This window comes from Zestomonas carbonaria (assembly GCF_904061905.1).
Classification (GTDB): Bacteria; Pseudomonadota; Gammaproteobacteria; order Pseudomonadales; family Pseudomonadaceae; genus Aquipseudomonas; species Aquipseudomonas carbonaria.
Genome location: NZ_CAJFCI010000068.1, coordinates 1 through 23,566 on the forward strand (window position 1 = coordinate 1; position 23,566 = coordinate 23,566).

The 23,566-nt window shown below is 65.8% G+C and carries 22 protein-coding genes and 1 pseudogene; 12 read left to right on the forward strand and 11 right to left on the reverse strand.

Going from position 1 to position 23,566, the window contains the following annotated elements; all coding sequences use genetic code 11:
- Positions 1–118: 118 nt before the first annotated feature.
- The 3 genes from pdxH to norR all read right to left on the reverse strand — a co-directional run bounded on the left by pdxH (position 119) and on the right by norR (position 2,849).
- Positions 119–766 (reverse strand): pyridoxamine 5'-phosphate oxidase, encoded by a 648-nt coding sequence (pdxH, locus tag PSEWESI4_RS16520; RefSeq protein WP_187672311.1) that lies wholly within the window; start codon positions 764–766, stop codon positions 119–121.
- A gap of 67 nt (positions 767–833) precedes the next feature.
- Positions 834–1,301: a cyclic pyranopterin monophosphate synthase MoaC gene (gene moaC, locus PSEWESI4_RS16525; protein WP_187672312.1), complete on the reverse strand. Its 468-nt coding sequence runs from the start codon at positions 1,299–1,301 to the stop codon at positions 834–836.
- Between the two features lie 18 nt (positions 1,302–1,319).
- Positions 1,320–2,849 carry a nitric oxide reductase transcriptional regulator NorR gene (gene norR / locus PSEWESI4_RS16530; protein ID WP_187672313.1) on the reverse strand — a complete coding sequence of 510 codons (1,530 nt, stop codon included), beginning with the start codon at positions 2,847–2,849 and terminating at the stop codon, positions 1,320–1,322.
- Between the two features lie 137 nt (positions 2,850–2,986).
- Here norR and ytfE point away from each other — a divergent pair, with 137 nt between their 5' ends.
- Positions 2,987–3,670 carry an iron-sulfur cluster repair protein YtfE gene (gene ytfE / locus PSEWESI4_RS16535; protein ID WP_187672314.1) on the forward strand — a complete coding sequence of 228 codons (684 nt, stop codon included), beginning with the start codon at positions 2,987–2,989 and terminating at the stop codon, positions 3,668–3,670.
- Between the two features lie 340 nt (positions 3,671–4,010).
- Here ytfE and PSEWESI4_RS16540 read toward each other — a convergent pair whose 3' ends face one another.
- Positions 4,011–4,451, reverse strand: coding sequence for a CopD family copper resistance protein (locus tag PSEWESI4_RS16540; protein ID WP_187672315.1), 441 nt, complete (start codon positions 4,449–4,451; stop codon positions 4,011–4,013).
- 91 nt (positions 4,452–4,542) lie between these two features.
- Positions 4,543–5,007, reverse strand: a complete 465-nt coding sequence (locus tag PSEWESI4_RS16545; RefSeq protein WP_187672316.1) for an Lrp/AsnC family transcriptional regulator — start codon at positions 5,005–5,007, stop codon at positions 4,543–4,545.
- 130 nt (positions 5,008–5,137) lie between these two features.
- Between PSEWESI4_RS16545 and PSEWESI4_RS16550 the strand changes: the two genes are divergently transcribed.
- Positions 5,138–6,064 carry a DMT family transporter gene (locus tag PSEWESI4_RS16550; RefSeq protein WP_187672317.1) on the forward strand — a complete coding sequence of 309 codons (927 nt, stop codon included), beginning with the start codon at positions 5,138–5,140 and terminating at the stop codon, positions 6,062–6,064.
- Between the two features lie 291 nt (positions 6,065–6,355).
- Here PSEWESI4_RS16550 and PSEWESI4_RS16555 read toward each other — a convergent pair whose 3' ends face one another.
- Positions 6,356–6,817, reverse strand: coding sequence for an Lrp/AsnC family transcriptional regulator (locus tag PSEWESI4_RS16555; RefSeq protein ID WP_187672318.1), 462 nt, complete (start codon positions 6,815–6,817; stop codon positions 6,356–6,358).
- A gap of 283 nt (positions 6,818–7,100) precedes the next feature.
- Here PSEWESI4_RS16555 and PSEWESI4_RS16560 point away from each other — a divergent pair, with 283 nt between their 5' ends.
- From PSEWESI4_RS16560 to lpdA, 4 genes are read left to right on the forward strand one after another with little or no spacing between them, the layout of a single operon-like run.
- Positions 7,101–8,333: a 3-methyl-2-oxobutanoate dehydrogenase (2-methylpropanoyl-transferring) subunit alpha gene (locus PSEWESI4_RS16560; protein ID WP_187672319.1), complete on the forward strand. Its 1,233-nt coding sequence runs from the start codon at positions 7,101–7,103 to the stop codon at positions 8,331–8,333.
- Positions 8,330–9,382: an alpha-ketoacid dehydrogenase subunit beta gene (locus PSEWESI4_RS16565; RefSeq protein ID WP_187672320.1), complete on the forward strand. Its 1,053-nt coding sequence runs from the start codon at positions 8,330–8,332 to the stop codon at positions 9,380–9,382. Before PSEWESI4_RS16560 ends, PSEWESI4_RS16565 begins: the two co-directional genes overlap by 4 nt.
- Positions 9,383–10,654 carry a dihydrolipoamide acetyltransferase family protein gene (locus PSEWESI4_RS16570; protein WP_187672321.1) on the forward strand — a complete coding sequence of 424 codons (1,272 nt, stop codon included), beginning with the start codon at positions 9,383–9,385 and terminating at the stop codon, positions 10,652–10,654.
- Between the two features lie 2 nt (positions 10,655–10,656).
- Positions 10,657–12,057: a dihydrolipoyl dehydrogenase gene (gene lpdA, locus PSEWESI4_RS16575; RefSeq protein WP_187672322.1), complete on the forward strand. Its 1,401-nt coding sequence runs from the start codon at positions 10,657–10,659 to the stop codon at positions 12,055–12,057.
- Between the two features lie 45 nt (positions 12,058–12,102).
- On the opposite strand, the gene PSEWESI4_RS16580 is transcribed toward lpdA, so the two are convergent.
- Positions 12,103–12,621 (reverse strand): TorF family putative porin, encoded by a 519-nt coding sequence (locus PSEWESI4_RS16580; RefSeq protein ID WP_235978956.1) that lies wholly within the window; start codon positions 12,619–12,621, stop codon positions 12,103–12,105.
- Between the two features lie 272 nt (positions 12,622–12,893).
- Here PSEWESI4_RS16580 and PSEWESI4_RS16585 point away from each other — a divergent pair, with 272 nt between their 5' ends.
- Positions 12,894–13,637, forward strand: coding sequence for a class I SAM-dependent DNA methyltransferase (locus tag PSEWESI4_RS16585; RefSeq protein WP_187672323.1), 744 nt, complete (start codon positions 12,894–12,896; stop codon positions 13,635–13,637).
- A gap of 315 nt (positions 13,638–13,952) precedes the next feature.
- On the opposite strand, the pseudogene PSEWESI4_RS16590 reads toward PSEWESI4_RS16585, so the two are convergent.
- Both PSEWESI4_RS16590 and PSEWESI4_RS16595 read right to left on the reverse strand, forming a co-directional pair.
- Positions 13,953–15,323 (reverse strand): annotated as a pseudogene (locus tag PSEWESI4_RS16590) (transposase).
- A gap of 375 nt (positions 15,324–15,698) precedes the next feature.
- Positions 15,699–16,178, reverse strand: coding sequence for a VOC family protein (locus tag PSEWESI4_RS16595; protein ID WP_187672324.1), 480 nt, complete (start codon positions 16,176–16,178; stop codon positions 15,699–15,701).
- A gap of 186 nt (positions 16,179–16,364) precedes the next feature.
- On the opposite strand from PSEWESI4_RS16595, the gene PSEWESI4_RS16600 reads away from it, so the two are divergent.
- Positions 16,365–16,757: a GFA family protein gene (locus PSEWESI4_RS16600; protein WP_187672325.1), complete on the forward strand. Its 393-nt coding sequence runs from the start codon at positions 16,365–16,367 to the stop codon at positions 16,755–16,757.
- A 284-nt stretch (positions 16,758–17,041) separates the two neighbouring features.
- A complete protein-coding gene (locus PSEWESI4_RS16605) occupies positions 17,042–17,710 on the forward strand; it encodes a TIGR04211 family SH3 domain-containing protein (protein WP_187672326.1) in 669 nt (222 codons plus the stop codon).
- Positions 17,711–17,822: 112 nt separating this feature from the next.
- Here the strand turns inward: PSEWESI4_RS16605 and PSEWESI4_RS16610 are convergent, their stop codons facing one another.
- Complete coding sequence (locus PSEWESI4_RS16610; protein ID WP_187672327.1) at positions 17,823–18,356, reverse strand: RrF2 family transcriptional regulator; 534 nt, start codon at positions 18,354–18,356, stop codon at positions 17,823–17,825.
- A 307-nt stretch (positions 18,357–18,663) separates the two neighbouring features.
- On the opposite strand from PSEWESI4_RS16610, the gene PSEWESI4_RS16615 reads away from it, so the two are divergent.
- Entirely contained in the window at positions 18,664–19,863 is a 1,200-nt protein-coding gene (locus PSEWESI4_RS16615; protein ID WP_187672328.1) for an NAD(P)/FAD-dependent oxidoreductase, read from the forward strand.
- Positions 19,864–19,938: 75 nt separating this feature from the next.
- On the opposite strand, the gene PSEWESI4_RS16620 is transcribed toward PSEWESI4_RS16615, so the two are convergent.
- Positions 19,939–20,871 carry a LysR family transcriptional regulator gene (locus PSEWESI4_RS16620; protein ID WP_187672329.1) on the reverse strand — a complete coding sequence of 311 codons (933 nt, stop codon included), beginning with the start codon at positions 20,869–20,871 and terminating at the stop codon, positions 19,939–19,941.
- A gap of 135 nt (positions 20,872–21,006) precedes the next feature.
- Between PSEWESI4_RS16620 and pcaD the strand changes: the two genes are divergently transcribed.
- Together pcaD and rimO are read left to right on the forward strand one after the other, a co-directional pair.
- Positions 21,007–21,801, forward strand: coding sequence for a 3-oxoadipate enol-lactonase (gene pcaD / locus PSEWESI4_RS16625; RefSeq protein ID WP_187672330.1), 795 nt, complete (start codon positions 21,007–21,009; stop codon positions 21,799–21,801).
- A gap of 249 nt (positions 21,802–22,050) precedes the next feature.
- Positions 22,051–23,379, forward strand: a complete 1,329-nt coding sequence (rimO, locus tag PSEWESI4_RS16630) for a 30S ribosomal protein S12 methylthiotransferase RimO (protein ID WP_187672331.1) — start codon at positions 22,051–22,053, stop codon at positions 23,377–23,379.
- Positions 23,380–23,566: the final 187 nt, after the last annotated feature.

Sequence of the window (23,566 nt, forward strand, 5' to 3'; positions counted from 1 at the left end):
TCTCCCATGAATGGGAGAGGGGTGATGAAACTCCGTCCACGGCACCAAGTCCGTAGCCCGGATGCAATCCGGGAAACGGAGTTGCCGGCTTCCCCGGATTGCATCCGGGCTACGGGGGTCACGGCGCGAGGCGTTCGCGGTGCCAGCCGGTGTCGTCTTTCTGGTAGTCGAGCCGGTCGTGCAGGCCGCCGGGGCGGCCTTGCCAGAATTCCATCCGCTCCGGCAGCAGGCGATAGCCGCCCCAGTCCGACGGGCGCGGTGGCGTACTGTCGAGGAAGCGGTACCTGGCCTGTGCCAGACGCGCTTCCAGCTCGCCACGGCCGTTGACCGGCTGGCTCTGTTCACAGGCCCAGCAGGCCAGGCGGCGGTCCAGGGGGCGGTTGTGGAAGCTAGCATCCGACTCCGTCGCGCTGACCGGCTCGACACGTCCCTCGATGCGCAACTGACGCTCCAGGCCTGGCCAGTGGAAGGTCAGCGCCGCATGGGGGTTGATCGCCAGGTCCTGGCCCTTGGCGCTCCGGTAATGGCTGTGGAAAACCAGGCCGCGCTCGTCCACGTCCCGCAGATGGACCATCCGTCCGTGGGGCCGGCCGAAGTCGTCGGCGGTCGCCAGGAACATCGCCAGGCCCTCGGCCGAAGGCGCTTCGTGGTCGATCGCCTGGCGCAACCAGAGACGCAGGAGGGCGAACGGTTCCTGCGGCGCCTGCGCCTCGTGCAGGTGTCCGCGTAGGTGGCGACGGCGCACGGATTTCAGTTGTTCGCGCATGCGGGGCTCCTTGGCGATGACGGAAGCGGAATCCCAGCAGCTTGCGCGCGAGCCGCCTTGATCGCGGTCAAGGCGCGCGAAAATGCCCCGAGGCGCCACCGCTCTTTTCCAGCAGGCGCACGGCTTCGATGACCATGCCGCGATCCACCGCCTTGCACATGTCGTAGATCGTCAGCGCGGCGACGCTGGCGGCGGTCAGCGCTTCCATTTCCACGCCGGTCTGCCCGGCCAGCTTGCAACACGAGCGGATGCGCACCGCGTCCTCGCCATCCGCTTGCAGCTCGACCTTGACGCTGGTGAGCAGCAGCGGATGGCACAGCGGGATCAGGTCGGAAGTCTTCTTCGCCGCCTGGATGCCGGCGATGCGCGCCACAGCGAACACGTCGCCCTTGGGATGCTCGCCGTCGACGATCATTTGCAGGGTCTCCGGGCGCATGCGCACGCGGGCTTCGGCTACCGCTTCACGGGAAGTCTGCGCCTTGTCGGTGACGTCGACCATGTTGGCGCGGCCCTGGGAATCGAGGTGGGTCAGCATGTCGGGGAGTTCTCCGGGTCAGATCAGGCTCAGCCGGCGCGCCAGCTTGCGCAGGTTGCTCGGGTCCATCTGCAGGTCGCGGGCGGCGGCGGCCCACTTGCCGTCATGGCGGGCCAGGGCCGCCTGGATCAGTTCGCGCTGGTAGCGCTCCAACGCCTGCTGCATGGGCTCCGGCATCGTCTCGGGGCTGACCTGGGGTGAGTGCTGGCGCTGGATGGCGGGCAGCTCCAGGCCCAGCCACGGGGCCTCGATGCTGAGCAGCGCGGTGCGCGACTCGGCCTGGCTGAGCACCTTGAGCGCCGCACGGCTGATCACGTGCTCCAGCTCGCGCACGTTGCCCGGCCAGTCGTAGCCCAGCAGCACGCGCTCGGCCTCCGGCGACAGGCGCAGGCAGCGCAGCCCGAGGCGCGCGCGGTTGAGCTCGAGGAAGTGGCCAGCGAGCAGCAGTACGTCGCGGCCGCGTTCACGCAGCGGCGGGATGTGCACCGGGTACACCGAAAGGCGATGGTAGAGGTCGGCGCGGAAACGCCCGTCGCGCACTTCTTCCCAGAGCCGGCGATTGGTCGCGGCGATCACCCGCACGTCGACGTGACGCGGCTGGTCGGCGCCGAGGCGCTGGATCTCGCCGTTCTGCAAGGCACGCAGCAGCTTGGCCTGGATCGCCAGGGGCAGTTCGCCGATCTCGTCGAGGAACAGGGTGCCGCCATTGGCCGCTTCGAACCGGCCGGGCCGATCCTGGCCGGCGCCGGAGAACGCGCCCTTGGCGTGGCCGAACAGTTCGCTCTCGGCCAGGGTCTCCGGCAGCGCCGCACAGTTGACGTAGACCAGCGGCTTGCACGAACGCGGCGAGCGGCCGTGCAGCCAGCGGGCGAACAGTTCCTTGCCGACCCCGGTCTCGCCCTGCAACAGCACGGGCAGTTCGGAGTCGGCCACCACCGCCAGTTCGTCGAGCAACTGGATGATCGCCGGGCTGCTGCCGAGGATGGCGCCATCGGCGACCTCATCGCCCGGCTCCGTCTCGCGGCGCGCCAGGCGCAGGCTGCGCACCTCCGCCTCCAGCCGGCACACGCGCAGCGCGGTCTCGATCAGCAGCGCGTGCTGGCGCAATATCTGCGCGGCACGTCGGTCGAAGCTGCCGGGGCGCAGGGCATCGAGGGTCACCGCTCCCCATAGCTGGCCGTCCAGGTACAGGCTCATGCCCATGCAGTCGTGCACCGGCAGCGGCTCGTCCGGGCTGTCTTCCAGCAGGCCGTCGTAGGGGTCGGGCAGCAGGCTGTCGGCGGCGAACTGCAACGGCTCGCGCTGCGCCAGGATCTGCGCCAGGCGCGGATGGCGGGCCACCGCGAAGCTGCGTCCAAGCACCTCGTGGGCCAGGCCGACCGCCGCCTGCGGACGCAGGCTCTCGCCATCCAGGCGCAGCAGCACCACGGCGCTGCAGGAGAAAGCCTCACGCAGGCCGACCACCAGCCGTTGCAGGCGGATGGCGGCGGGCAGCTCGCAGGCCAGGTCGGCCAACTGGGCGCTTTGAATCGGGGTGAAATCTACCATTTCGGGTATCCGGCACCTGGTCTTTGCCGGGTAGGCTAGACCTTGCCTGGCGCCAAGCCCTTGATTGCCGTCAATTCCAGGAGCGGCACGGCAATTGCGATAGCCATGGGGACTCTCACCCCATCGAGGAGCCCAGCATGGCCGACCAACTGCTCGACAATACCTTGGGCAACCTGGCCAGCAGCCTTCCCGGCGCGACCCGGGTGTTCCATCGCTTCCACCTGGACTTCTGCTGCGGCGGCCAGAAGACCCTGCGCCAGGCCGCCCGCGAGCGCAACGTGGACGCCAAGGAAGTCGTTCGGCACCTGCGGGACCTGGACCCGCAGGACACCGACGCGATCGACTGGCGCCAGGCTCCGCCCGGCCGGTTGATCGACCACGTGCTGAGCCGCTACCACGCCGTGCACCGCCAGCAATTGCCGGAGTTGATCCGCCTGGCGGCCCGCGTCGAGCAGGTCCACGGCGGCCGCGAGGAGTGCCCGCGCGGGCTGACCGAACTGCTGATCGCCATGCACCAGGAACTGGAAAGCCACATGCAGAAGGAGGAACAGGTGCTCTTCCCGATGATCGAGCGCGGCGCGGGCCCCATGGCCGGCGGGCCGATCTCGCTGATGCGTTTCGAGCACGACCAGCACGGCGAGGCCCTGGCAAGGCTGATCGAACTGACCGACGACATGCGGCCACCGCAAGGCGCCTGCAACACCTGGCGGGCGCTGTATCGCGGGCTCGACGAGCTGCGCGTCGACCTGATGCAGCACATTCACCTGGAGAACAACCTGCTGTTCCCGCGCGCGCTGGGCCAGGAGGTGTTCCATGGGTGAGTACCACAAGCTGTGGTGGATGCTGAGCGGTGTTCATCGGCGGTGCCCTGGCCATGACCTGGCTGGTGATCCGTGGACTGCTCTCCTCCCCAGCCAGCGAACCGCAACCCGCGGAAGGAGGTGCCCAGCTCGATAATTGATTGATCGGTATTGGCTAAGACGCGGCCCGCCATTGGCGGGCCGTCGTCGTTGAGGCGGGTGAATGATTTGTGCGGGATGGGTTGGGCACAGCCATGTCCCTCATCTCCGCCCGATGGGTATCGTCGCTGCGCTCCTCGCCCCATCCTACGGGCTCGTTTTCTGGGTCCCCGCGAACGCGGGGAACCAATAAACAAAACACCTACCAGCTCAACAGGAACATCCCCTTGGCCAGGAACAGGATGCCCAGCATCTGCACCAGCACGCTGATATGGATCATCCGCGAGCGGGCCGGTGTCATGCGGCCGGTGCGCATCAGGTAGACCACGCCGAGGAAGTGCCCGAGGATGCTCAGTGCCAGGAATATCTTCAACGCCAGCAAGGTGCCGAAGCTGCTGGCGAAGGGGTCGTGCAACGCGGCGCGGTAGTGCCAGGCCAGGCCCAGGCCGGCGCCATAGAGGGCCAGCACCACCCAGTGCATGACGCGGCGCGCGCGCTGTCCGAGTGCCTTGGACAATTGTTCGCGCGGGGCCTGGTCCAGTTGCCGCGCCGCGCGGCTGAGGATCATCACCTCGAAGAACACCCCGCCGATGAAGAACGCGGCGGCCGTCAGGTGGACGAATTTCAGCAGCAGGTAACTCATTTCCCCTCCTTCATCGGCGCGCGCCGCCGCAACGGTTCCATTGTGCGGAGGCGGCCGTCGGCGGACATGACCGGCATCAAGGAAAGGCGCTTCAGCCGTCGCTTCCCCGCGCCGGCGACAGCGGAGGCAGGCGGCGCGGTATCGAGGTCTTCTTCACCACCGAGGTATTCGTCTCGGCCAGGTGGACGATCTGGTCCAGCACACCGTCCAGGTCCTCGATGGAGCGCACCAGCAGCCGCGCAATGAAGCAGTCGTCCCCGGTAACCTTGTCGCACTCGATGAACTCGGGAATCGAGCGGATCAGCCTCTCGACCTCGTGCAACTGCCCCGGCAGCGGCCTGATCCGAACGATGGCCTGCAGGTGATAACCCAGGGCGCGCGGGTCGACCTCGATGGTGTAGGCCGTCAGCACCCGCCGCTCTTCCAGCCGGCGCAGACGCTCGGACACGCTGGGCGCGCTCAGGCCGCAGATCTGCGCCAGCGCCTTCAGGGAGCGCCGCGAGTCTTCCTTCAACGCCACCACGAGTTTCAGGTCGATTTCGTCGAGACCATTCATAAGAAAGGAAACCTGTCGGATAGCTTTCGATAGAAAAGGAAATATAGGCGTGGAGCCTTTCTTTATCCATGGCCTCCCAGACACTGGATTCCCATACTGGACGCACGCAACCGAACCGAGGAGGCCAGGTATGGAACGGGATCAGATCAGACAAGGCTCGATCGAGATGCTGGGCGCGATGCTCATCTCCGGCAGCATCGGCTGGTTCGTGCTCGCCTCCGGGCAACCGGTGCCCGACGTGGTGTTCTGGCGCTGCGTGTTCGGCGCTGCCACGCTGCTGTCGATCTGCGCCGCCCTGGGGTTCCTGCGCCCCGGGATATTGAGCTGGCGCACGCTGGGGCTGGCCATGCTCGGCGGCGTGGCCATCGTCGCCAACTGGGTGCTGCTGTTCGCCTCCTATTCGAAAGCCTCGATCGCAATCGCCACGGTCGTCTACAACACCCAGCCCTTCATGCTGGTGGCGCTGGGCGCGCTGTTCCTTCGCGAGCGCATCACCTGGGGGCAGATGGGATGGCTGCTGCTGGCCTTCGGCGGCATGCTGGCCATCGTGCAGAGCAAGGCGGGGCCGGGCTACGTCGACGGCAACTACTTCGTCGGCCTCGGACTGGCGCTGGCCGCCGCGTTCCTCTACGCCATCGCCGCGCTGGTCACCAAACGCCTGACCGGCACGCCGCCGCACCTCATCGCGCTGATCCAGGTGTCGCTCGGCATCCTGCTGCTGGCACCGCTGGCGAACCTGGGCGACCCACCGAGCGGGCTTTCCGCCTGGGGCAGCCTGATCACCATGGGCATCGTCCACACCGGCCTGATGTACGTGCTGCTGTACAAGGCCATCCAGAAGCTGCCCACGGTCATCACCGGCACGCTGTCGTTCGTCTATCCCATCGCCGCCATCGCGGTGGACTGGGTCGCCTTCGGCCACCACCTGGCGTGGCTCCAATGGCTCGGGGTAGCCGCCATCCTGGTCGCGGCGGTGGGCACGGAGGTGAGCCGGTCGCTCAAGAAGCAGACCCCGCAGGAAGGCGACGGGCGGGAGTGGAACAAGGCGCGCTCCTGACCCCGTGCGAGGCTCATGCGCACCCGACGATTGGATTCCCGCGTTCGCGGGAATGACGCGGGACGTTCAACCGTCATCCCCGCGCATGCGGGGAACCAATATCAGAAGGTAGCCCGGGCTACGGAGGCGGATTCATGTCCGCCCCTCACCCCAACCCTCTCCCGGAGGGAGAGGGAGCTGGATGGCGTCGCGGTTCCAGTGCGAGGTCAAAACGCAGCCTTGCGAGCGCCTTCGCGCAGAGCGACGCGGCAGGAAACTCCAACGCACGCGGGAACCCAGTGAAACGGCCCCTCAGATCGGCGGCGCCGAGCGCAGCATCACCGACTTCAGGGCGAAGGCCGACTTGATCCCGGCCACCCCGGGAATCTGCGTCAGGGTGTTGGTGAGGAAGGCCTGGTAAGCCGCTAGGTCCTTGACCACCACGCGCAGCATGTAGTCGGCGTCGCCGGTCATCTGGAAGCAGCTCATCACCTGCGGCGCATGGACGATGCTTTCTTCGAACCTCGCCAGGTAATCGCCTGTCTGTTTTTCCAGGGTCACCGAAACGAACACGCTCATGGCCCCGGACAGGCGCTGTTCGTCGAGCCGGGCGAAGTAGCCCTGGATGTAGTGCTCCTCTTCCAGGCGGCGTACCCGGCGCAGGGTCGGGGTCAGCGACAGGCCGATCTTCTGCGCCAGGTCGCGCCAGCTCAGGCGGCCGTCATCGGCCAGGGCGCGGAGGATTTTCAGGTCGGTGCGGTCCAGTTCGGCCATGCTTGGCAGTCTCTACGAATAGTGTTTTTTGTAGTTCAAACACACTAAACCTGACGCTTACAGCTAGTCAATTTGGAGCAAAAAACCACCCGGTCACACCTATACTGGAATCACAAGAACAAACGATGAGGACCTCACCATGAGTGATGTCATTCGCCGCGGCGTCACCCATCGCCGCGTCTGCAGCATCGCCCAACCCGGCCTGCTGCACCCGCCCAGCCCTCCGTCCGCCTCGCGCTGACTCCGCACTTCCCTTCCATTCGCGGCCGGAGACACAAGAACAATGAACGACTACGCCCCCCTGCGCCTGCACGTCCCCGAACCCACCGGGCGGCCGGGCTGCAAGACCGATTTCTCCTACCTGCACCTGTCGGACGCCGGCACGGTGCGCAAGCCGGACATCGACGTGGAGCCGGCGGACACCAGCGACCTGGCCTACAGCCTGGTGCGGGTGCTCGACGAAGAGGGCCATGCGGTCGGCCCCTGGAACCCCGAGCTGAGCCACGAGCAGTTGCTGCGCGGCCTGCGCGCCATGCTCAAGACCCGCATCTTCGACGCCCGGATGATCACCGCGCAGCGGCAGAAGAAGCTGTCCTTCTACATGCAGTGCCTGGGCGAGGAAGCCATCGCCGTGGCCCACACCATGGCCCTGCACGATGGCGACATGTGCTTCCCCACCTACCGCCAGCAGGGCATCCTGATCACCCGCGAATACCCGCTGGTGGAGATGATCTGCCAGTTGCTGTCCAACGAGGCCGACCCGCTCAAGGGCCGCCAGTTGCCGATCATGTATTCGAGCAAGGCCGCCGGCTTCTTCTCCATCTCCGGCAACCTGGCCACCCAGTTCATCCAGGCGGTCGGCTGGGGCATGGCCTCGGCGATCAAGGGCGATACCAAGATCGCCTCGGCCTGGATCGGCGACGGCGCCACCGCCGAAGCGGACTTCCACACCGCGCTGACCTTCGCCCACGTCTACCGCGCGCCGGTGATCCTCAACGTGGTCAACAACCAGTGGGCGATCTCCACCTTCCAGGCCATCGCCGGCGGCGAAGGCACCACCTTCGCCAACCGTGGCGTCGGCTGCGGCATCGCCTCGCTGCGCGTGGACGGCAACGACGTCCTCGCCGTCCACGCCGCCTCGCAATGGGCCGCCGAGCGCGCCCGGCGCAACCTCGGGCCGAGCCTGATCGAGTGGGTCACCTACCGCGCCGGCCCGCACTCGACCTCGGACGACCCGTCGAAATACCGCCCGGCCGACGACTACAGCCACTTCCCCCTCGGCGATCCCATCGCCCGCCTGAAGCAGCACATGGTCGGCCTGGGCATCTGGTCCGAAGAGCAGCACGAAGCGCTGCACAAGGAGCTGGAAGGCGAAATCATCAGCGCGCAGAAGGAAGCCGAAAGCCACGGCAGCCTGCTCGACGGCCACGTGCCGAGCGCCGCCAGCATGTTCGAGGACGTCTACGCGGAACTGCCGGAACACCTGCGCCGGCAGCGCCAGGAGCTCGGGGTATGAATGCCATGAATCCACAACCTGAAAACGCCCAGGCCGTGACCAGCATGACCATGATCCAGGCCCTGCGCTCGGCCATGGATATCATGCTCGAACGCGACGACAACGTCGTGGTGTTCGGCCAGGACGTCGGCTACTTCGGCGGCGTGTTCCGCTGCACCGAAGGCCTGCAGAAGAAGTACGGCACCTCACGGGTGTTCGACGCGCCGATCTCCGAGAGCGGCATCATCGGCGCCGCCGTCGGCATGGGCGCCTACGGCCTGCGCCCGGTGGTGGAGATCCAGTTCGCCGACTACGTCTACCCGGCCTCCGATCAGTTGATCTCGGAAGCCGCGCGCCTGCGCTACCGCTCGGCCGGCGACTTCATCTGCCCGATGACCGTGCGCATGCCCTGCGGCGGCGGCATCTACGGCGGCCAGACCCACAGCCAGAGCCCGGAGGCGATGTTCACCCAGGTCTGCGGCCTGCGCACGGTGATGCCCTCCAACCCCTACGACGCCAAGGGCCTGCTGATCGCCGCCATCGAGAACGACGACCCGGTGATCTTCCTCGAGCCCAAGCGGCTCTACAACGGCCCGTTCGACGGCCACCACGAACGCCCGGTGACGCCCTGGTCGAAGCACCCGCAGAGCCAGGTGCCCGAGGGTTACTACAAGGTGCCGCTGGACTGCGCGGCGGTGGCCCGCCCCGGTTCCGAGCTGACCGTGCTGACCTACGGCACCACCGTCTACGTGGCCCAGACCGCCGCCGAGGAAACCGGCCTGGATGCCGAGATCATCGACCTGCGCAGCCTCTGGCCGCTGGACCTGGAGACCATCACCCAGTCGGTGAAGAAGACCGGCCGCTGCGTGATCGTCCACGAAGCCACGCGCACCTGCGGCTTCGGCGCCGAGCTGATGTCGCTGGTGCAGGAGCACTGCTTCCACCACCTGGAAGCGCCCATCGAGCGCGTCACCGGCTGGGACACCCCCTACCCGCACGCCCAGGAATGGGCCTACTTCCCCGGGCCGGCGCGGGTCGGTGCGGCATTCAAGCGCGTCATGGAGGTCTGAATGGGCATTCACGTCATCAAGATGCCGGACATCGGCGAAGGCATCGCCGAAGTCGAGCTGGTGGAATGGCACGTGCAGGTCGGCGACGAGGTCCACGAGGACCAGGTGCTGGCCGAGGTCATGACCGACAAGGCCACGGTGGAGATTCCCTCGCCGGTGGCCGGCAGGATTCTCGCCCTGGGCGGCGCGCCGGGCCAGGTGATGCCGGTCGGCGGCGAACTGATCCGCCTGGAAGTGGAAGGCGCCGGCAACGCCAAGGACGCCCCGCCCGCCGAACCCGTGGCGGCGCCGGTGGCCAGCCAGCCGGTCGAGGAAAAACCTCGCGAACGCCCCGCCGAACCGCGCAGCGCCACGCCCGCTCCGGCCCCGGCCCCGGCCCCGGTAGCGCGCCGCGCACCCGGCGAGAAGCCGCTGGCCTCCCCGGCGGTACGCCAGCGCGCCCGCGACCTGGGCATCGAGTTGCAGTTCGTGCAGGGCAGCGGCCCGGCTGGACGCATCCTGCATGAAGACCTGGACACCTGGCTGACCCATGGCGGCAGCGCCGCGCCGGTCGCGTCCGGCTACAGCGCGCGCAACGACGAACAGCAGATTCCGGTGATCGGCCTGCGTCGGCAGATCGCCCGCAAGATGGCCGAGGCCAAGCGGCGCATCCCGCACTTCAGCTACGTCGAGGAAATCGACGTCACCGACCTGGAAGCCCTGCGCGTGCACCTCAACGGCAAGCACGGCGCGCAACGCGGCAAGCTGACCCTGCTGCCGTTCCTGGTCCGTGCGCTGGTGGTGGCGCTGCGCGAGTTCCCGCAGCTCAACGCGCGCTACGACGACGAGGCGGAAGTCATCACCCGCTACGGCGCGGTGCACGTCGGCATCGCCACCCAGAGCGACAACGGCCTGATGGTGCCGGTACTGCGCCACGCCGAATCCCGCGACCTGTGGGGCAACGCCAGCGAAGTGGCGCGCCTGGCCGAAGCCGCGCGCGGCGGCAAGGCGACCCGCGACGAACTTTCCGGCTCGACCATCACCCTGAGCAGCCTCGGTGCCCTGGGCGGCATCGTCAGCACACCGGTGATCAACCACCCGGAAGTGGCCATCGTCGGGGTCAACCGCATCGTCGAACGGCCCATGGTGGTCGGCGGGCAGATCGTCGTGCGCAAGATGATGAACCTGTCCTCCTCCTTCGATCACCGGGTGGTCGACGGCATGGACGCGGCGGCCTTCATCCAGGCCGTGCGCAGCCTGCTCGAACATCCCGCCACGCTGTTCCTGGAGTGAGCATGAGCCAGACTCTCGAAACCACCCTTCTGGTCATCGGCGGCGGCCCCGGCGGCTACGTCGCCGCCATCCGCGCCGGGCAACTGGGTATCCGCACCGTGCTGGTGGAAGGCGCCGCGCTCGGCGGCACCTGCCTGAACATCGGCTGCATCCCGTCCAAGGCGCTGATCCACGTCGCCGAGGAATTCCACAAGGCCCGCGAGTTCGCCGGCCAGTCGCGCCTGGGCATCCGCGTCGAAGCGCCAAACATCGACATCGCCCGCAGCGTGGAGTGGAAGGACGGCATCGTCGACCGCCTCACCAGCGGCGTCGCCGCCCTGCTCAAGAAGCACGGCGTGCAGGTGCTGCAAGGCTGGGCGCAGATCGTCGACGGCAAGACCGTGGACGTCGAGCTGTCCGGCGGCGACCGCCAGCGCGTGCGCTGCGAACACCTGTTGCTGGCGGCCGGCTCGCAGAGCGTCGAGTTGCCCGGCCTGCCCTATGGCGGCAAGGTCATCTCCTCCACCGAGGCCCTGGCCCCCACTGCCCTGCCGAAGCGCCTGGTGGTGGTCGGCGGCGGCTACATCGGCCTGGAGCTGGGCACCGCCTACCGCAAGCTGGGCGTGGAAGTCGCCGTGGTCGAGGCGCAGGAATGCATCCTGCCGACCTACGACGAGGAACTGACCAAGCCGGTCGCCGCCGCCCTGCGCAAGCTTGGCGTCGAACTGCATACCGGGCACAGCGTGCTCGGCCTGAGCGAGAACGGCGAGGCCCTGCGCGTGCGCAACGCCGCCAACGAGGAACTGGAGATCGCCGCCGACCAGGTGCTGGTCGCGGTCGGCCGCAAGCCGCGCACCGAAGGCTGGAACCTGGAAAGCCTGCACCTGGACATGAGCGGCCGCGCGCTGAAGATCGACGAGCAGTGCCGCACCTCGATGCGCGACGTCTGGGCCATCGGCGACCTCACTGGCGAACCCATGCTCGCGCACCGCGCCATGGCCCAGGGCGAGATGGTCGCCGAGCTGATCGCCGGCAAGCGCCGCGCCTTCACGCCCACGGCGATCCCGGCGGTGTGCTTCACCGATCCGGAAGTGGTGGTGGTCGGGCTGACGCCGGAACAGGCCCAGGCCGCCGACCTCGACTGCATCGTCAGCAGCTTCCCGTTCGCCGCCAACGGCCGCGCCATGACCCTGGAGTCCAGCGACGGTTTCGTGCGCGTGGTGGCGCGCCGCGACAACCACCTGATCCTCGGCTGGCAGGCGGTGGGCAAGGCGGTCTCGGAGCTGTCCACGGCGTTCGTCCAGTCCATCGAGATGGGCGCGCGCCTGGAAGACATCGCCGGCACCATCCACGCCCACCCGACCCTCGGCGAAGCGGTGCAGGAAACGGCACTGCGGGCGCTCGGGCACGCACTGCATATCTGACCCACATCCCCGGGCGCTGCCGCACAGGCAGCACCCGGGGCACGCTCAGAAAGCCTTGCTGACACCCGCCACCAGCGTCGCCGAGCAGACGTCGTCGAAGCCCATGTAGCTGGCGCACTCGGCTGCGGACAGGTCGGTGTCGATGTAGCTCAGCGACCAGTTCAAACCGACGATCTCCTTGCTCAACCTGACCTCCCATTCGTGGTAGCTGTCCCGCGTGCCGCCGCTGGCCGAGAACAGCAGCGGATCCTTGTAGTCCACCTGTCCGTAGCGCAGGTCCAGGCCAATCTCGTGGGGCAGCGTCGCGCCATAGCCCAGGTAGCTGTAGAGCCTGCTCTGGTCGCCGCCGAGGTCATCAGCATAGTTGGCGCCGAGGATCGCGCCGTAGGCGTTGAGCTCGGCGTGGTACTCGGTGTAGTTGAAGGCGCTGTGGCGCGGGTACCGGTGGTGATGAGAATGCCGGTGGCCACGCTCGACGCAGTGCCGCCGCCGAGCGCCACGCCGATCATGGGAGAACGCGCCCCACACGCGGGCGAGCGCTGGTGGCGGAGCGTGCAGGCGCACGAGCGAGCCAACTCGGCCCAACCGGAACCGCGTGGAAAGAGCGTGTGCGGGATGTGCCTCGAGCGGTAGTGGTTGGGGGCATGATCGATGGTCGATTGGGGCGGCTGTTGGTGGTACTGAACGGCCAAGAGCCGTCGCTCGGAAAAGAGGGCGTCGGCCAAGCAAGGCAGCAACTCGCAGCGACTGGTGCCGGAAGTCTGTTTTCGGCGAGGAGCGCTCGGGGCTGAGGTACCATGCCGCGCCGAAACCTCCGTCGAACCCTCTGGCCGCCTATGTCCTCCAACGCGCTGTACACCGACCTGTCCCCCTACTACGACCTGATGTGCGCCGACATCGACTACCGGGCGCAGAGCCACAGCGTGCGCCGGCTGCACCAGTTGTTCGGCAATCAGGGGCGCAGGCACCTGGATCTCGCCTGTGGCACCGGGCCGCACGTGCGCCACTTCCTCGACTTCGGCTACCGCAGTGCCGGCCTGGACATCAACCAGCCGATGCTGGACATCGCCCAACTGCGCTGTCCCGAGGCACAGTTCAGCCGGCAGGACATGGCGGGCTTCCTAGTGGGCGAGCCGCTGGATCTGATCACCTGCTTCCTCTACTCGATCCACTACAATGCCGGGCTGGAGCAGTTGCAGGCCTGCCTGGCCAGCGTGCACGGCGCGCTCGAGGATAATGGCGTGCTCTGCTTCAACGCGGTGGACAAGCGGCAGATCGACAACCGCTCATTTGTGCGCCATACCGTGGAACATGAGGGCAGCCACTTCACCTTCGGCTCCGGCTGGTACTACAGCGGCAAAGGCGAGCAGCAGGCGCTACGCCTCAGCATCGAGAAGACCACGGCGGGAGTGACGCAGGCCTGGCAGGACGAACACAGCATGGTCGCCCTGGGTTTCACCGAACTGCTGCAACTGTTGCAGCCGCACTTCGAGGTGCAGGTCTTCGAGCACGACTACGAACGGATCACCCCCTGGGGCGGCACGTCCGGGAATGCATTGTTTGTCTGCGTGAAGCGCTGAGAACCTGAACATGATCTCTTGAGCTGCATTGCAACTCAGGAACGACTGCAAGCTGCTCTCGCCGAACAATGCCGCGGCGTGGCTGCAAATGGTGTTGGGATTGACTGCTCTCTATCTATCGGGGAGCGGACGTCCGTAAGCGGCAGCTACCGGCCGATTCTGTTGAAAAAGTAGGTTCAGCGGCAGGCAGCCAGTCAGCTGTGCCTGCTGTCGAAGTGGCTGCAAGCCACTTCAAGTTGCCTTTCGGCGTTTCACTGAGCGTCCCTGCTCAGGTTTGAGGGTTAATTCGAGGGTTTCTGCTCGCCGCAGGCGTACCTATCCCGTGAGCGGTGGCCCGTGAGGCAAAAGTTTGGCCATGCGTCGCAGGTTTTGCACGGTCGCAGCCAAGGTGAATTCGTCAGTCGCACCCGTCAGGCCACGCAGTCGTAAACGGTCGAGTTTCATGATCCGTTTGAGATGGGCGAACAGCATCTCCACCTTCTTTCGCTCGCAGCGAGAGACGAGATACTCCGGTGTCTTGGCGATACGTCGGGCCACGTCGCGGGCAGCTTCATGGATGCTGCGGACGATCTTCCGATTCGGTGTGTTGGGGCAGCACTTCGCTTTCAGCGGACAGGTGGCGCAGTCGGTTTGGCTGGAGCGGTAGATGATGGTGTTGGCCTTGGTCACCCGCGATCTTTTCTGGGTGAAGGCGCGCTATTCACTGCGTAGCGGTTTGCCGGTTGGACAGTGGTATTCATTGGCCTCCGGATTCCAGTGGAAGTCGTTACTGGAGAGGCTGGCGTCCTTGCGCTCGGTCTTGTCCCAGACTGGGACATGCGGCTCGATATTCTTTTCTTCAACCATCCAGGCCAGCATCGGGGCAGTGCCATAGGCGGTATCACCGATGAGGCGCTCTGGCGTGAGGTCGAACTGCGTTTCGACGCGCTCGACCATCGTCCTGGTCGAATCGACTTCGGCGGTACGGTGCGCTGGGGTCGCTTCTACATCCATGATCACGCCGTGCTCAGTGTCGATCAGGTAATTCGTGGAGTAGGCAAAGTAGGCCGGACCGCCTGGCGCTGCTGTCCAACGGGACTGAGGATCGGTGAGCGAAATCTTCTTGGGGAGGGCTTCAGCCAGCACCTCTTCATCAAGGGCTGCGAGGTACTCGCGTACGGCGCGGCTGCTGAGCTTTGGGTCGCTCCAATCGACCTCATCACCCACCAAGCCACGCTGGCGGCTAGCATCGGCCTTGATGATGCTGGCGTCGACGGCGAAACCTTCGCCCTTGACCAGACCGGCCGCCATGCAGCGCCGCAGCACCTCATTGAACAGCCAGCGGAACAGGCCACTGTCACGAAAACGGCCATGGCGATTCTTCGAAAAGGTCGAGTGATTGGGTACTTCGTCTTCCAGACCCAGCCGGCAGAACCAGCGATAGGCCAGGTTCAGGTGCACCTCTTCGCACAATCGCCGCTCGGAACGGATGCCATAGCAGTAGCCGACGACCAGCATACGCACCATCAATTCCGGATCAATCGAGGGGCGCCCGATGGGACTATAGAAATCCGCCAGGTAGGCGCGCAAGTCACTGAGATCCAGGCACTGGTCGATGCTGCGCAGGAGGTGTTGGGCCGGGACGTGATCTTCCAGATTGAACGAGTAGAACAGGCGCTGCTGTCCTCCCGGTAACTGTCCCATCATGCTGTTCACCCCCGCGCTCGCTGACAGAGCAATTCTGCCGACGGCATGGGGAAGCAGCTACTTTTTCAACAGAATCGGCCGATTCTGTTGAAAAAGTCCCGTCGCGATTTTTGCCCATGAAAGAGCGTGAGCGACGTTGAAATCTGGTGCGTTCAGAAGACAGAGCTGTCTTGGTTTTTACGTAGCAACGCCGGAATCGAGCGATTTTTGAGCTGCCGAAATGCAGCTCTCTCATAAAGCGACTTTTTCAACAGAATCGGCCGATCGCTGCCATTCCCCACCGGCAACTTGGGGCTGAACGCTGCCGGCCAGTCCAGCACATATCACGACCAGCCTCTTCCAACACACCCAAACACCTGCACCCCGCAGTGCCATTCAACCCTCCAACGCAGCCTCGATCGCAGCGATGTCGATCTTGCCCATCTTCATCATGGCCTCGAACGCACGCTTGGCCACCGCTCGATCCGGGTTGGTTATCGCGGCCGTCAAGATGCGTGGCGTGATCTGCCACGACAGTCCCCACTTGTCCTTGCACCAGCCGCATGCGCTTTCCTGGCCGCCGTTTCCGACTATCGCGTTCCACAAACGGTCCGTTTCGGCCTGGTCGTCGGTCGCGACCTGGAACGAGAAGGCTTCGTTGTGCTTGAACGCCGGGCCGCCGTTCAGCCCGAGGCAAGGGATGCCCATCACCGTGAATTCGACGGTCAGGACATCGCCCTGCTTGCCCGCGGGGTAGTCGCCGGGCGCGCGAAGGACGGCTCCCACTGCGCTGTCCGGGAACGTTTCGGCGTAGAACGTCGCAGCCTCCAGGGCGGTGCCTTCGTACCAGAGACAGATCGTGTTTTTGCTGGTCATCCTGGTTCTCCACGGTTGGGACCGATACGTGGATTCTAGCCCCGCAGGTAGCCTGTAGCGGTGGGCGCGCCTTCCTCGATGTCCCCTTCGCAGCCGTCTGGCTGCTATTTTCACAAGCGCGGAATGGCTCCATCGTGGATGCCCGATGGGGATATTCCGACCGCTTGAGTTCAGAGGAGGTACAGCATGGACCGATTCACGGGCGGTTGCCTTTGCGGCAACGTCCGGGTAGTGGCGTCGGGACGGCCATACCGGGTCGGCCTTTGTCACTGTCTCGACTGCCGCAAGCATCACGGGGCCCTCTTTCACGCTTCTGCGATCTTTCCTCGGGATGCGGTGACGATCGATGGCGAAACACGCGACTACGCCGGGCGGTTTTTCTGTCCCCGCTGTGGCTCGTCCGTTTTCTCCCGCACCGCGGACGAGATCGAAGTGAACCTGGGTTCCCTGGATGCCCCTGATCGATTGATGCCGACCTACGAGCTGTGGACCGTTCGTCGCGAGTCATGGTTGCCGTCGTTCCCGCTCAAGAGGCGGTACGAGCGTGATCGTGACACGACGAGCCGCTTTGAGGACTAGGCACCGTTACCAAACAGTGCGCCCCGGGCCAGGCGCGATGCGTGGATGAGCACGCCCCGCCATACCGCCCATCCCACGCCCATCACCCCGAGTGAACTCCATCCGGTTGCCCGCTGTCTGTCTGCTGTCGGCCACCGGGTGGACCGCATGGCCATTCGCCACCTGGGAGACTGCGCCGTCCTCCTTTCCACCCCGATCGCGTTCCTGTCCAGAGCAATTCGCTTGGCCGGCTTTTATCGCGCCCGTTCGCCGGGTTTCGTTCTATCGCCATGTGAAGATTGCCCATGTCCCTATCCCGTCATTTCTCCACCTGTGTTTCCCCGCTCCAGACCCGCATCCTCGGTGCCTGCCTGCTAGGTGGCCTGTTGGCGGCCAATGCCCCGGCGCAGGCCGAGGAGACCGCCGGCAATGTGCGCTGGGTGAGCGATAGCCTGACGACCTACGTGCGCAGCGGTCCGACCGATGGCTACCGCATCGTCGGTACGCTCACGTCCGGGCAGAAGGTCGAGTTGTTGCGCACCCAGGGGGATTACAGCCAGGTGCGTGGCGAGAGCGGCAGCACCGTGTGGATTCCCAGCCGCGATCTGCAGGAAGTGCCCGGCCAGGCCGAGCGCCTGCCGCAGTTGGAGCAGAAGGTGGCCGAACTCAGCGCCGAGCTGGAAGGCATCAACGACACCTGGAAGACCCGCGTGCAGGGCATGCAGGAGACGCTGGATTCGCGCAAGACGCTGATCGACGAGTTGCAGGCGGCCCGCTCGGCACTGGACAGCGAGCTGAGCCAGGCCCGCGCCGAGTTGCGCGATGTGCAGGCGCAGTTGGGCGAGGAGCAGCAGCAGGTGCTGATGCGCTACATGGTCTATGGCGGCAGCATCGCCGGTGCCGGGCTGCTCGCCGGGCTGATCCTGCCGACCCTGCTGCGGGTGCGGCGCAAGCGTAACGATCAGTGGATCTGACGTTCATCTCAGAGGCAGGCGGCCGTTCCATGGCCTGGATGTTCTTGCCCTGCCCCTGAAGCCTCCATGTGGTGAGTGGGTCTTGGTGGAAAACGCTTCGCGGTTTTCCACCCTACCCATTTGAGCCGCTGGCGCTGGTTTTGCCATCGCGGCGGTTGTCCATCCAGCGGATGACTTCCTCGTTGAAGGCTGGAGGCGCCTTGCGGCCAACCCGCCGGGCGAGGTCGAGAACCGTCTGCTGGGCCAGCGCTTCTTCCATGCGCTTCTGCGCCGTCAGCATGACGCTGTGAATCGAGCAGGTTCCGCTGACGGCCCAGTCCGGCGCCGAGCCTTCGAAGACGGCGCACCTTCCCCGGATTTCGCGGCATTCGAAGATCGATTTGTGCCCGTCGATGGCACGGACGATGTCGAGTACGGTGATTTCGTCGGCGGGGCGCGCCAGCTTGAACCCGCCCCGCACGCCTTCGGTGGCTACGACCAGGTTCGCCTTCGCAAGCTTGGTGAAGACCTTCGCCAGCAGTTCCTGGGGCACGCCTTGCAGCTCGGCGAGCGCGCGGACGCTGGCCTCGCGGCCATCCCCCTTCTCGTCCGTCAGGAAGAGGAGGCAGTGGATTCCGTACTCCACTCCTGCGCTGTATAGAGACATATGAAACTCCGACCTTTCCAGTCGCAAAATTCTGCGAGCTTTCCAGGGTAACCGCAAGGCCTGCCTTCCCTCTTGCCGACCGGCGAAGCGCTCCAAGACCTCGTCAACGCCCATTAACCACCGAATCTACGGGCCCGCCGGGGAGCCCGTGTCGATGGGCGGTCCTCCGAATTCGCAGGAATGTCTTGCCTCGCATAACTACGACAATTACAGTCGTAGTTATGCAGGAGCGATGGCGTCCCCTCGACACCTGGCGACCGGCCCGGCCCCTGCGTACCCATTCGGAACACACTCCCTGGAGAACAACATGAAACAGCGCATTCTGATCGTCGGTGCCGGATTCGGTGGAATGTGGAGCGCCTTGAGCGCTACCCGCCTGCTCGACATGCATGACCGTACCGATACCGAAGTCGTGGTCCTTGCCCCCCAGGCCGAGCTGCGTATCCGCCCGCGCTTCTACGAGCCGGACGTGCACAAGATGACCGCGCCGATCGACGAGCTCTTCAAGGCCGTCGGCGTGACCTTCGTCAAAGGCATGGCGGACCGGATCGACGTAGCGGGCAAGAAGGTCGAATACCGCGATGAACAGGGAGCGACGGCCACCCTGGGCTACGACCGCCTGGTCCTGGCCAGTGGCAGCAACGTGGTACGCCCGCCATTGCCCGGCATCGAACACGCCTTCGACGTCGACCAGATGGATACGGCCGTGCGCCTGGAACAGCACATCAAATCCCTCGGCCAACTTCCGGCATCCAGCGCCCGCAATACCGTGGTGGTTGCCGGCGGCGGCTTCACCGGGATCGAGACCGCCGCCGAAATGCCGGCGCGCCTGCGTGCGGTCCTGGGCCAGGACGCCGACGTCCGGGTGATCGTGGTCGATCGCGGCGGCGAGATCGGCGCCGCGCTTGGCGATGGTCCGCGCCCGCTCATTGCCGAAGCCTCCGAGGAACTGGGTATCGAATGGCGCCTGAACAGCTCGGTGGCATCGATCGACGCAGATGGCATCACCCTCGGGGATGGCCAGCGCATCGACGCCAAAACCGTGATCTGGACGGCCGGCGTGCGGGCCAGTTCGTTGACCGAGCAGATTCCGGCGGAGCGCGATGCCCACGGCCGCCTGCATGTCGACCGCAACCTCAAGGTGATCGGCCTGGAGGATGTGTTCGCCACCGGCGATGTCGCTTGCGCCGCCGTCGATGACGAGGGCAACCGCGCCATGATGTCCTGCCAGCATGCAATCGTTCTCGGCCGCTCCGCCGGCAACAACGTGGCCGCCAGCCTGCTCGGCGTCGATCCCATCCCCTATGGCCAGCCCAAGTATGTGACCTGCCTGGACCTGGGTGCCTGGGGCGCCGTATTCACCGAAGGCTGGGATCGCCAGGTCAAGTTCGTCAGGGAAGAGGGAAAACGGCTCAAGACCCAGATCAACAGCGTCTGGATCTATCCCCCGGCCGCCAACCGGGCCGACGCGCTCGCCGCCGCGGACCCGCTGATCCCCATCGTCTGAGCACCTCCCACTGGACTGGAAGGTTCAGTGCCCAGGCGCTTGCCCCGACGGTCGCCCTGACCTTCGGGGCATTTCTTATTTCGCGTGGGGCCCGACGGGAGCTTCCAACTCGCTCCGGAATCGCGGCGCCTGCTCCCGAATGTGGTCCCACAGGCGATTGGCGACAGGCCCGTGCGGTCGGTCATGCCGGCGCGCGGCGACCACTTCCTCGGTACGGCCTGGCAGATAGCGGCCGGCAATGGATTGCAGGCTGCCGTCGCGCAGTTCCTCTTCGATCAGGAAGCGTGGCAGGTGTCCCCAGCCCAGGCCCTGCAGGATGACTTCCTTCTTCATCGACTGGTCTGCCACCGTGCACTGGTGCGCGCCCTCGATCACGAAGTAGTCGCCAGGGGGCGAATGGCGCGCGGTGTCGCGCATGACGCACTGGGTGAGTTCGCGCACCTGCTCGGGCCTGACGGAGCGCGGCAACGGCGTGGGCAGGAGCCCCGGAACCATCACCGGGACGAACTGCACCTTGCAGAGATCGACCCACTCCAGGTTCGGGTCCGCCTTGTCGATCCGGTGCAGGATCAGGTCGGCGTCGCCATCCATCAGCCGCTCCAGGGGGCCGTTGACCGCTTCGAAGTGCAGGTGCAGGCGGGTATCGGGGCACTCCGCGAAGAAGCGGGCGAGCAGGCCCAGTGCCTGTGGCCGAGGACACAGGTCGCCGATGACCACGTGCAACTCGCTCTCCTCGCCCATCGCCAGGTGGGCGGCGTGGTTCCGCAAGCCTTCCAGCTCACGCAGCAGCGCCTGCGAGCGGCGGTGGAACGACTGCCCTGCCGGAGTCAGGCTCACCCGATAGCCGCTGCGATCCAGCAGGGTCAGGCCCAGTTGCCTTTCCAGCTTGGCGACTGCGGCGAAAACCGCAGGGTGCGAACGGTGCAGGGTGGCGGCCGCAGCCTGGAAACCACCGGCCCTGACCACCGCATCGAAGCATTGCAGGTCATGCAGCGTGAACTCGCTCATGTCAGCCCTGATTACAGTGTCTGTCCGATCTTTGTAATTTTTAACTCCGTGGGTCGCAACTACGATCCGCTCCATGGCATCCAACGGCGGCCAACGCCCGAGGCTTTCAAGAAACCCAGTCCAGAGGAAACGCCCATGGAGAACCTGTCTTTCTTCACGGCGGGAGATGGCTCCCGTCACGCCTATCGAATGGGCGGCGCCGCCGGAAAGCCGGTGCTCGTGCTGTCGAACTCCATCGGCACCACGCTCCACATGTGGGATGACCAAGTCCAGGAACTGTCGAGGCATTTCCGGGTCCTGCGCTACGACACCCGGGGGCATGGCGCCTCCAGTGTGCCGGCCGGTCCCTACTCGCTGGCCCGCCTGGGCCAGGACGTCACCGAACTGCTCGACTCGCTGGACATCGAACGGGCGCACTTCCTTGGCTTGTCGCTCGGCGGCATCATCGGCCAATGGCTCGGCATCCACGCGCCCGCTCGGATCGACCGGCTGATCCTGAGCAACACCTCGCCCTTCCTCGGACCGGCCGACCAGTGGGACGAGCGCATCGCCTCGGTACTGCACGCCGAGGACATGTCGGAAACGGCCGAAACGTTCCTTCGCAACTGGTTCCCCGCGCGCATGCTGGAAGCGCGGGACCCCGTCGTCGAAAGATTCCGCGCCATGTTGCTGGCCACCAATCGGCATGGACTGGCTGGCGCCTACGCGGCCGTCCGCGACACCGACCTGCGTGGCGACCTCGCGCGGATCTCCCGCCCGACGCTGGTGATCGCCGGGCAATACGACACGGTGACGGCTGCCAGCCACAGCGAGCTGATCGCCGAGTCCATCCCGGGGGCGAGGCTGCTCGTCCTGCCTGCGGTGCACCTGTCGAACATCGAGTATCCCAGCGAGTTCCTGGTCGCCGTGCTCGGGTTTCTGTCGAGCTGAATACCCGCAGCGCTCAGGTCTCTACCTGGGCGCCCCTCTGGCGATTCCGGCGCATCCTGCTCCGCCCATTCGACGAGACCAGGGGCGCATGGGCCTGAAGCAATATAGGAGCAGTTGCCTACAATTACCCTTCGTTCGGACGCCCCATCGGACCTTCTCGCGGAGGCTGGTCAAGGCTGTGGGCTATCGCTAAAATCGCGCACTTTTTGATCAAAGGCGCCTCGTGAGCGCCCATTGAGGTTAGCCGCCATGTCCACCGCCCCCGCCACGCCGAAAGTCGGTTTCGTCAGCCTTGGATGCCCGAAAGCATTGGTAGATTCGGAGCGAATCCTGACTCAACTGCGCATGGAGGGGTACGAAGTCGTCGGCACCTACCAGGACGCCGACGTGGTGGTGGTCAACACCTGCGGCTTCATCGACAGCGCCAAGGCCGAATCCCTGGAAGTGATCGGCGAAGCCATCGCCGAGAACGGCAAGGTCATCGTCACCGGCTGCATGGGTGTCGAAGAGGGCAATATCCGCGACGTGCACCCCAACGTACTCGCGGTCACCGGCCCGCAGCAGTACGAACAGGTGGTCAGCGCCGTGCACGAAGTGGTGCCGCCGAAGGCCGAGCACAACCCGCTGATCGACCTGGTGCCGCCGCAGGGCGTCAAGCTCACCCCGCGCCACTACGCCTACCTGAAGATTTCCGAAGGCTGCAACCATAGCTGCAGCTTCTGCATCATCCCGTCGATGCGCGGCAAGCTGGTCAGCCGCCCGGTCGGCGACGTGCTCAGCGAGGCCGAACGCCTGGTCAAGGCCGGCGTGAAAGAGCTGCTGGTGATCTCCCAGGACACCAGCGCCTACGGCGTCGACCTCAAGTACAAGACCGACTTCTGGAACGGCCAGCCGGTCAAGACGCGCATGAAGGAGCTGTGCGAAGCGCTCTCCAGCATGGGCGTGTGGGTGCGCCTGCATTACGTCTACCCGTACCCGAACGTCGACGACGTCATCCCGCTGATGGCCGAGGGCAAGCTGCTGCCCTACCTCGACATCCCCTTCCAGCACGCCAGCCCGAAAGTGCTCAAGGCCATGAAACGCCCGGCCTTCGAGGACAAGACCCTGGCGCGCATCAAGCAGTGGCGCGAGATCTGCCCGGAGCTGACCATCCGCTCCACCTTCATCGTCGGCTTCCCCGGCGAGACCGAGGAAGACTTCCTCTACCTGCTCGACTGGCTGACCGAAGCCCAGCTCGACCGCGTCGGCTGCTTCCAGTACTCCCCGGTCGAAGGCGCCCCGGCCAACGACCTGGGCCTCGAGGAAGTGCCGGACGACGTCAAGCAGGAGCGCTGGGAACGCTTCATGGCCCACCAGCAGGCCATCAGCGCCGCCCGCCTGCAACGCAAGATCGGCAAAGAAATCGAAGTGCTGATCGATGAAGTCGACGAACAAGGCGCCGTCGCCCGCTCCTGGGCCGACGCCCCGGAGATCGACGGCAGCGTGTTCGTCGACGCCACCGACGTGAAACCCGGCGACAAGATCCGCGTGCGCATCACCGATGCGGACGAATATGACCTGTGGGCCGAGCGGGTCTGATTCGCTGCTTTTGTCCCCTTTGCCAGGGTGAGGGAGCGAACCGTCACGCGCCCTCCCCCGGCCCCTCTCCCATGAATGCGAGAGGGGTGACGATGCCTGAAACACCGAGCTATCCGTCCTCCCCGGATTCCATCCGGGCTACGGACCGCTTTTCATCCCCTCTCCCCCTGGGAGAGGGGATGAAAAG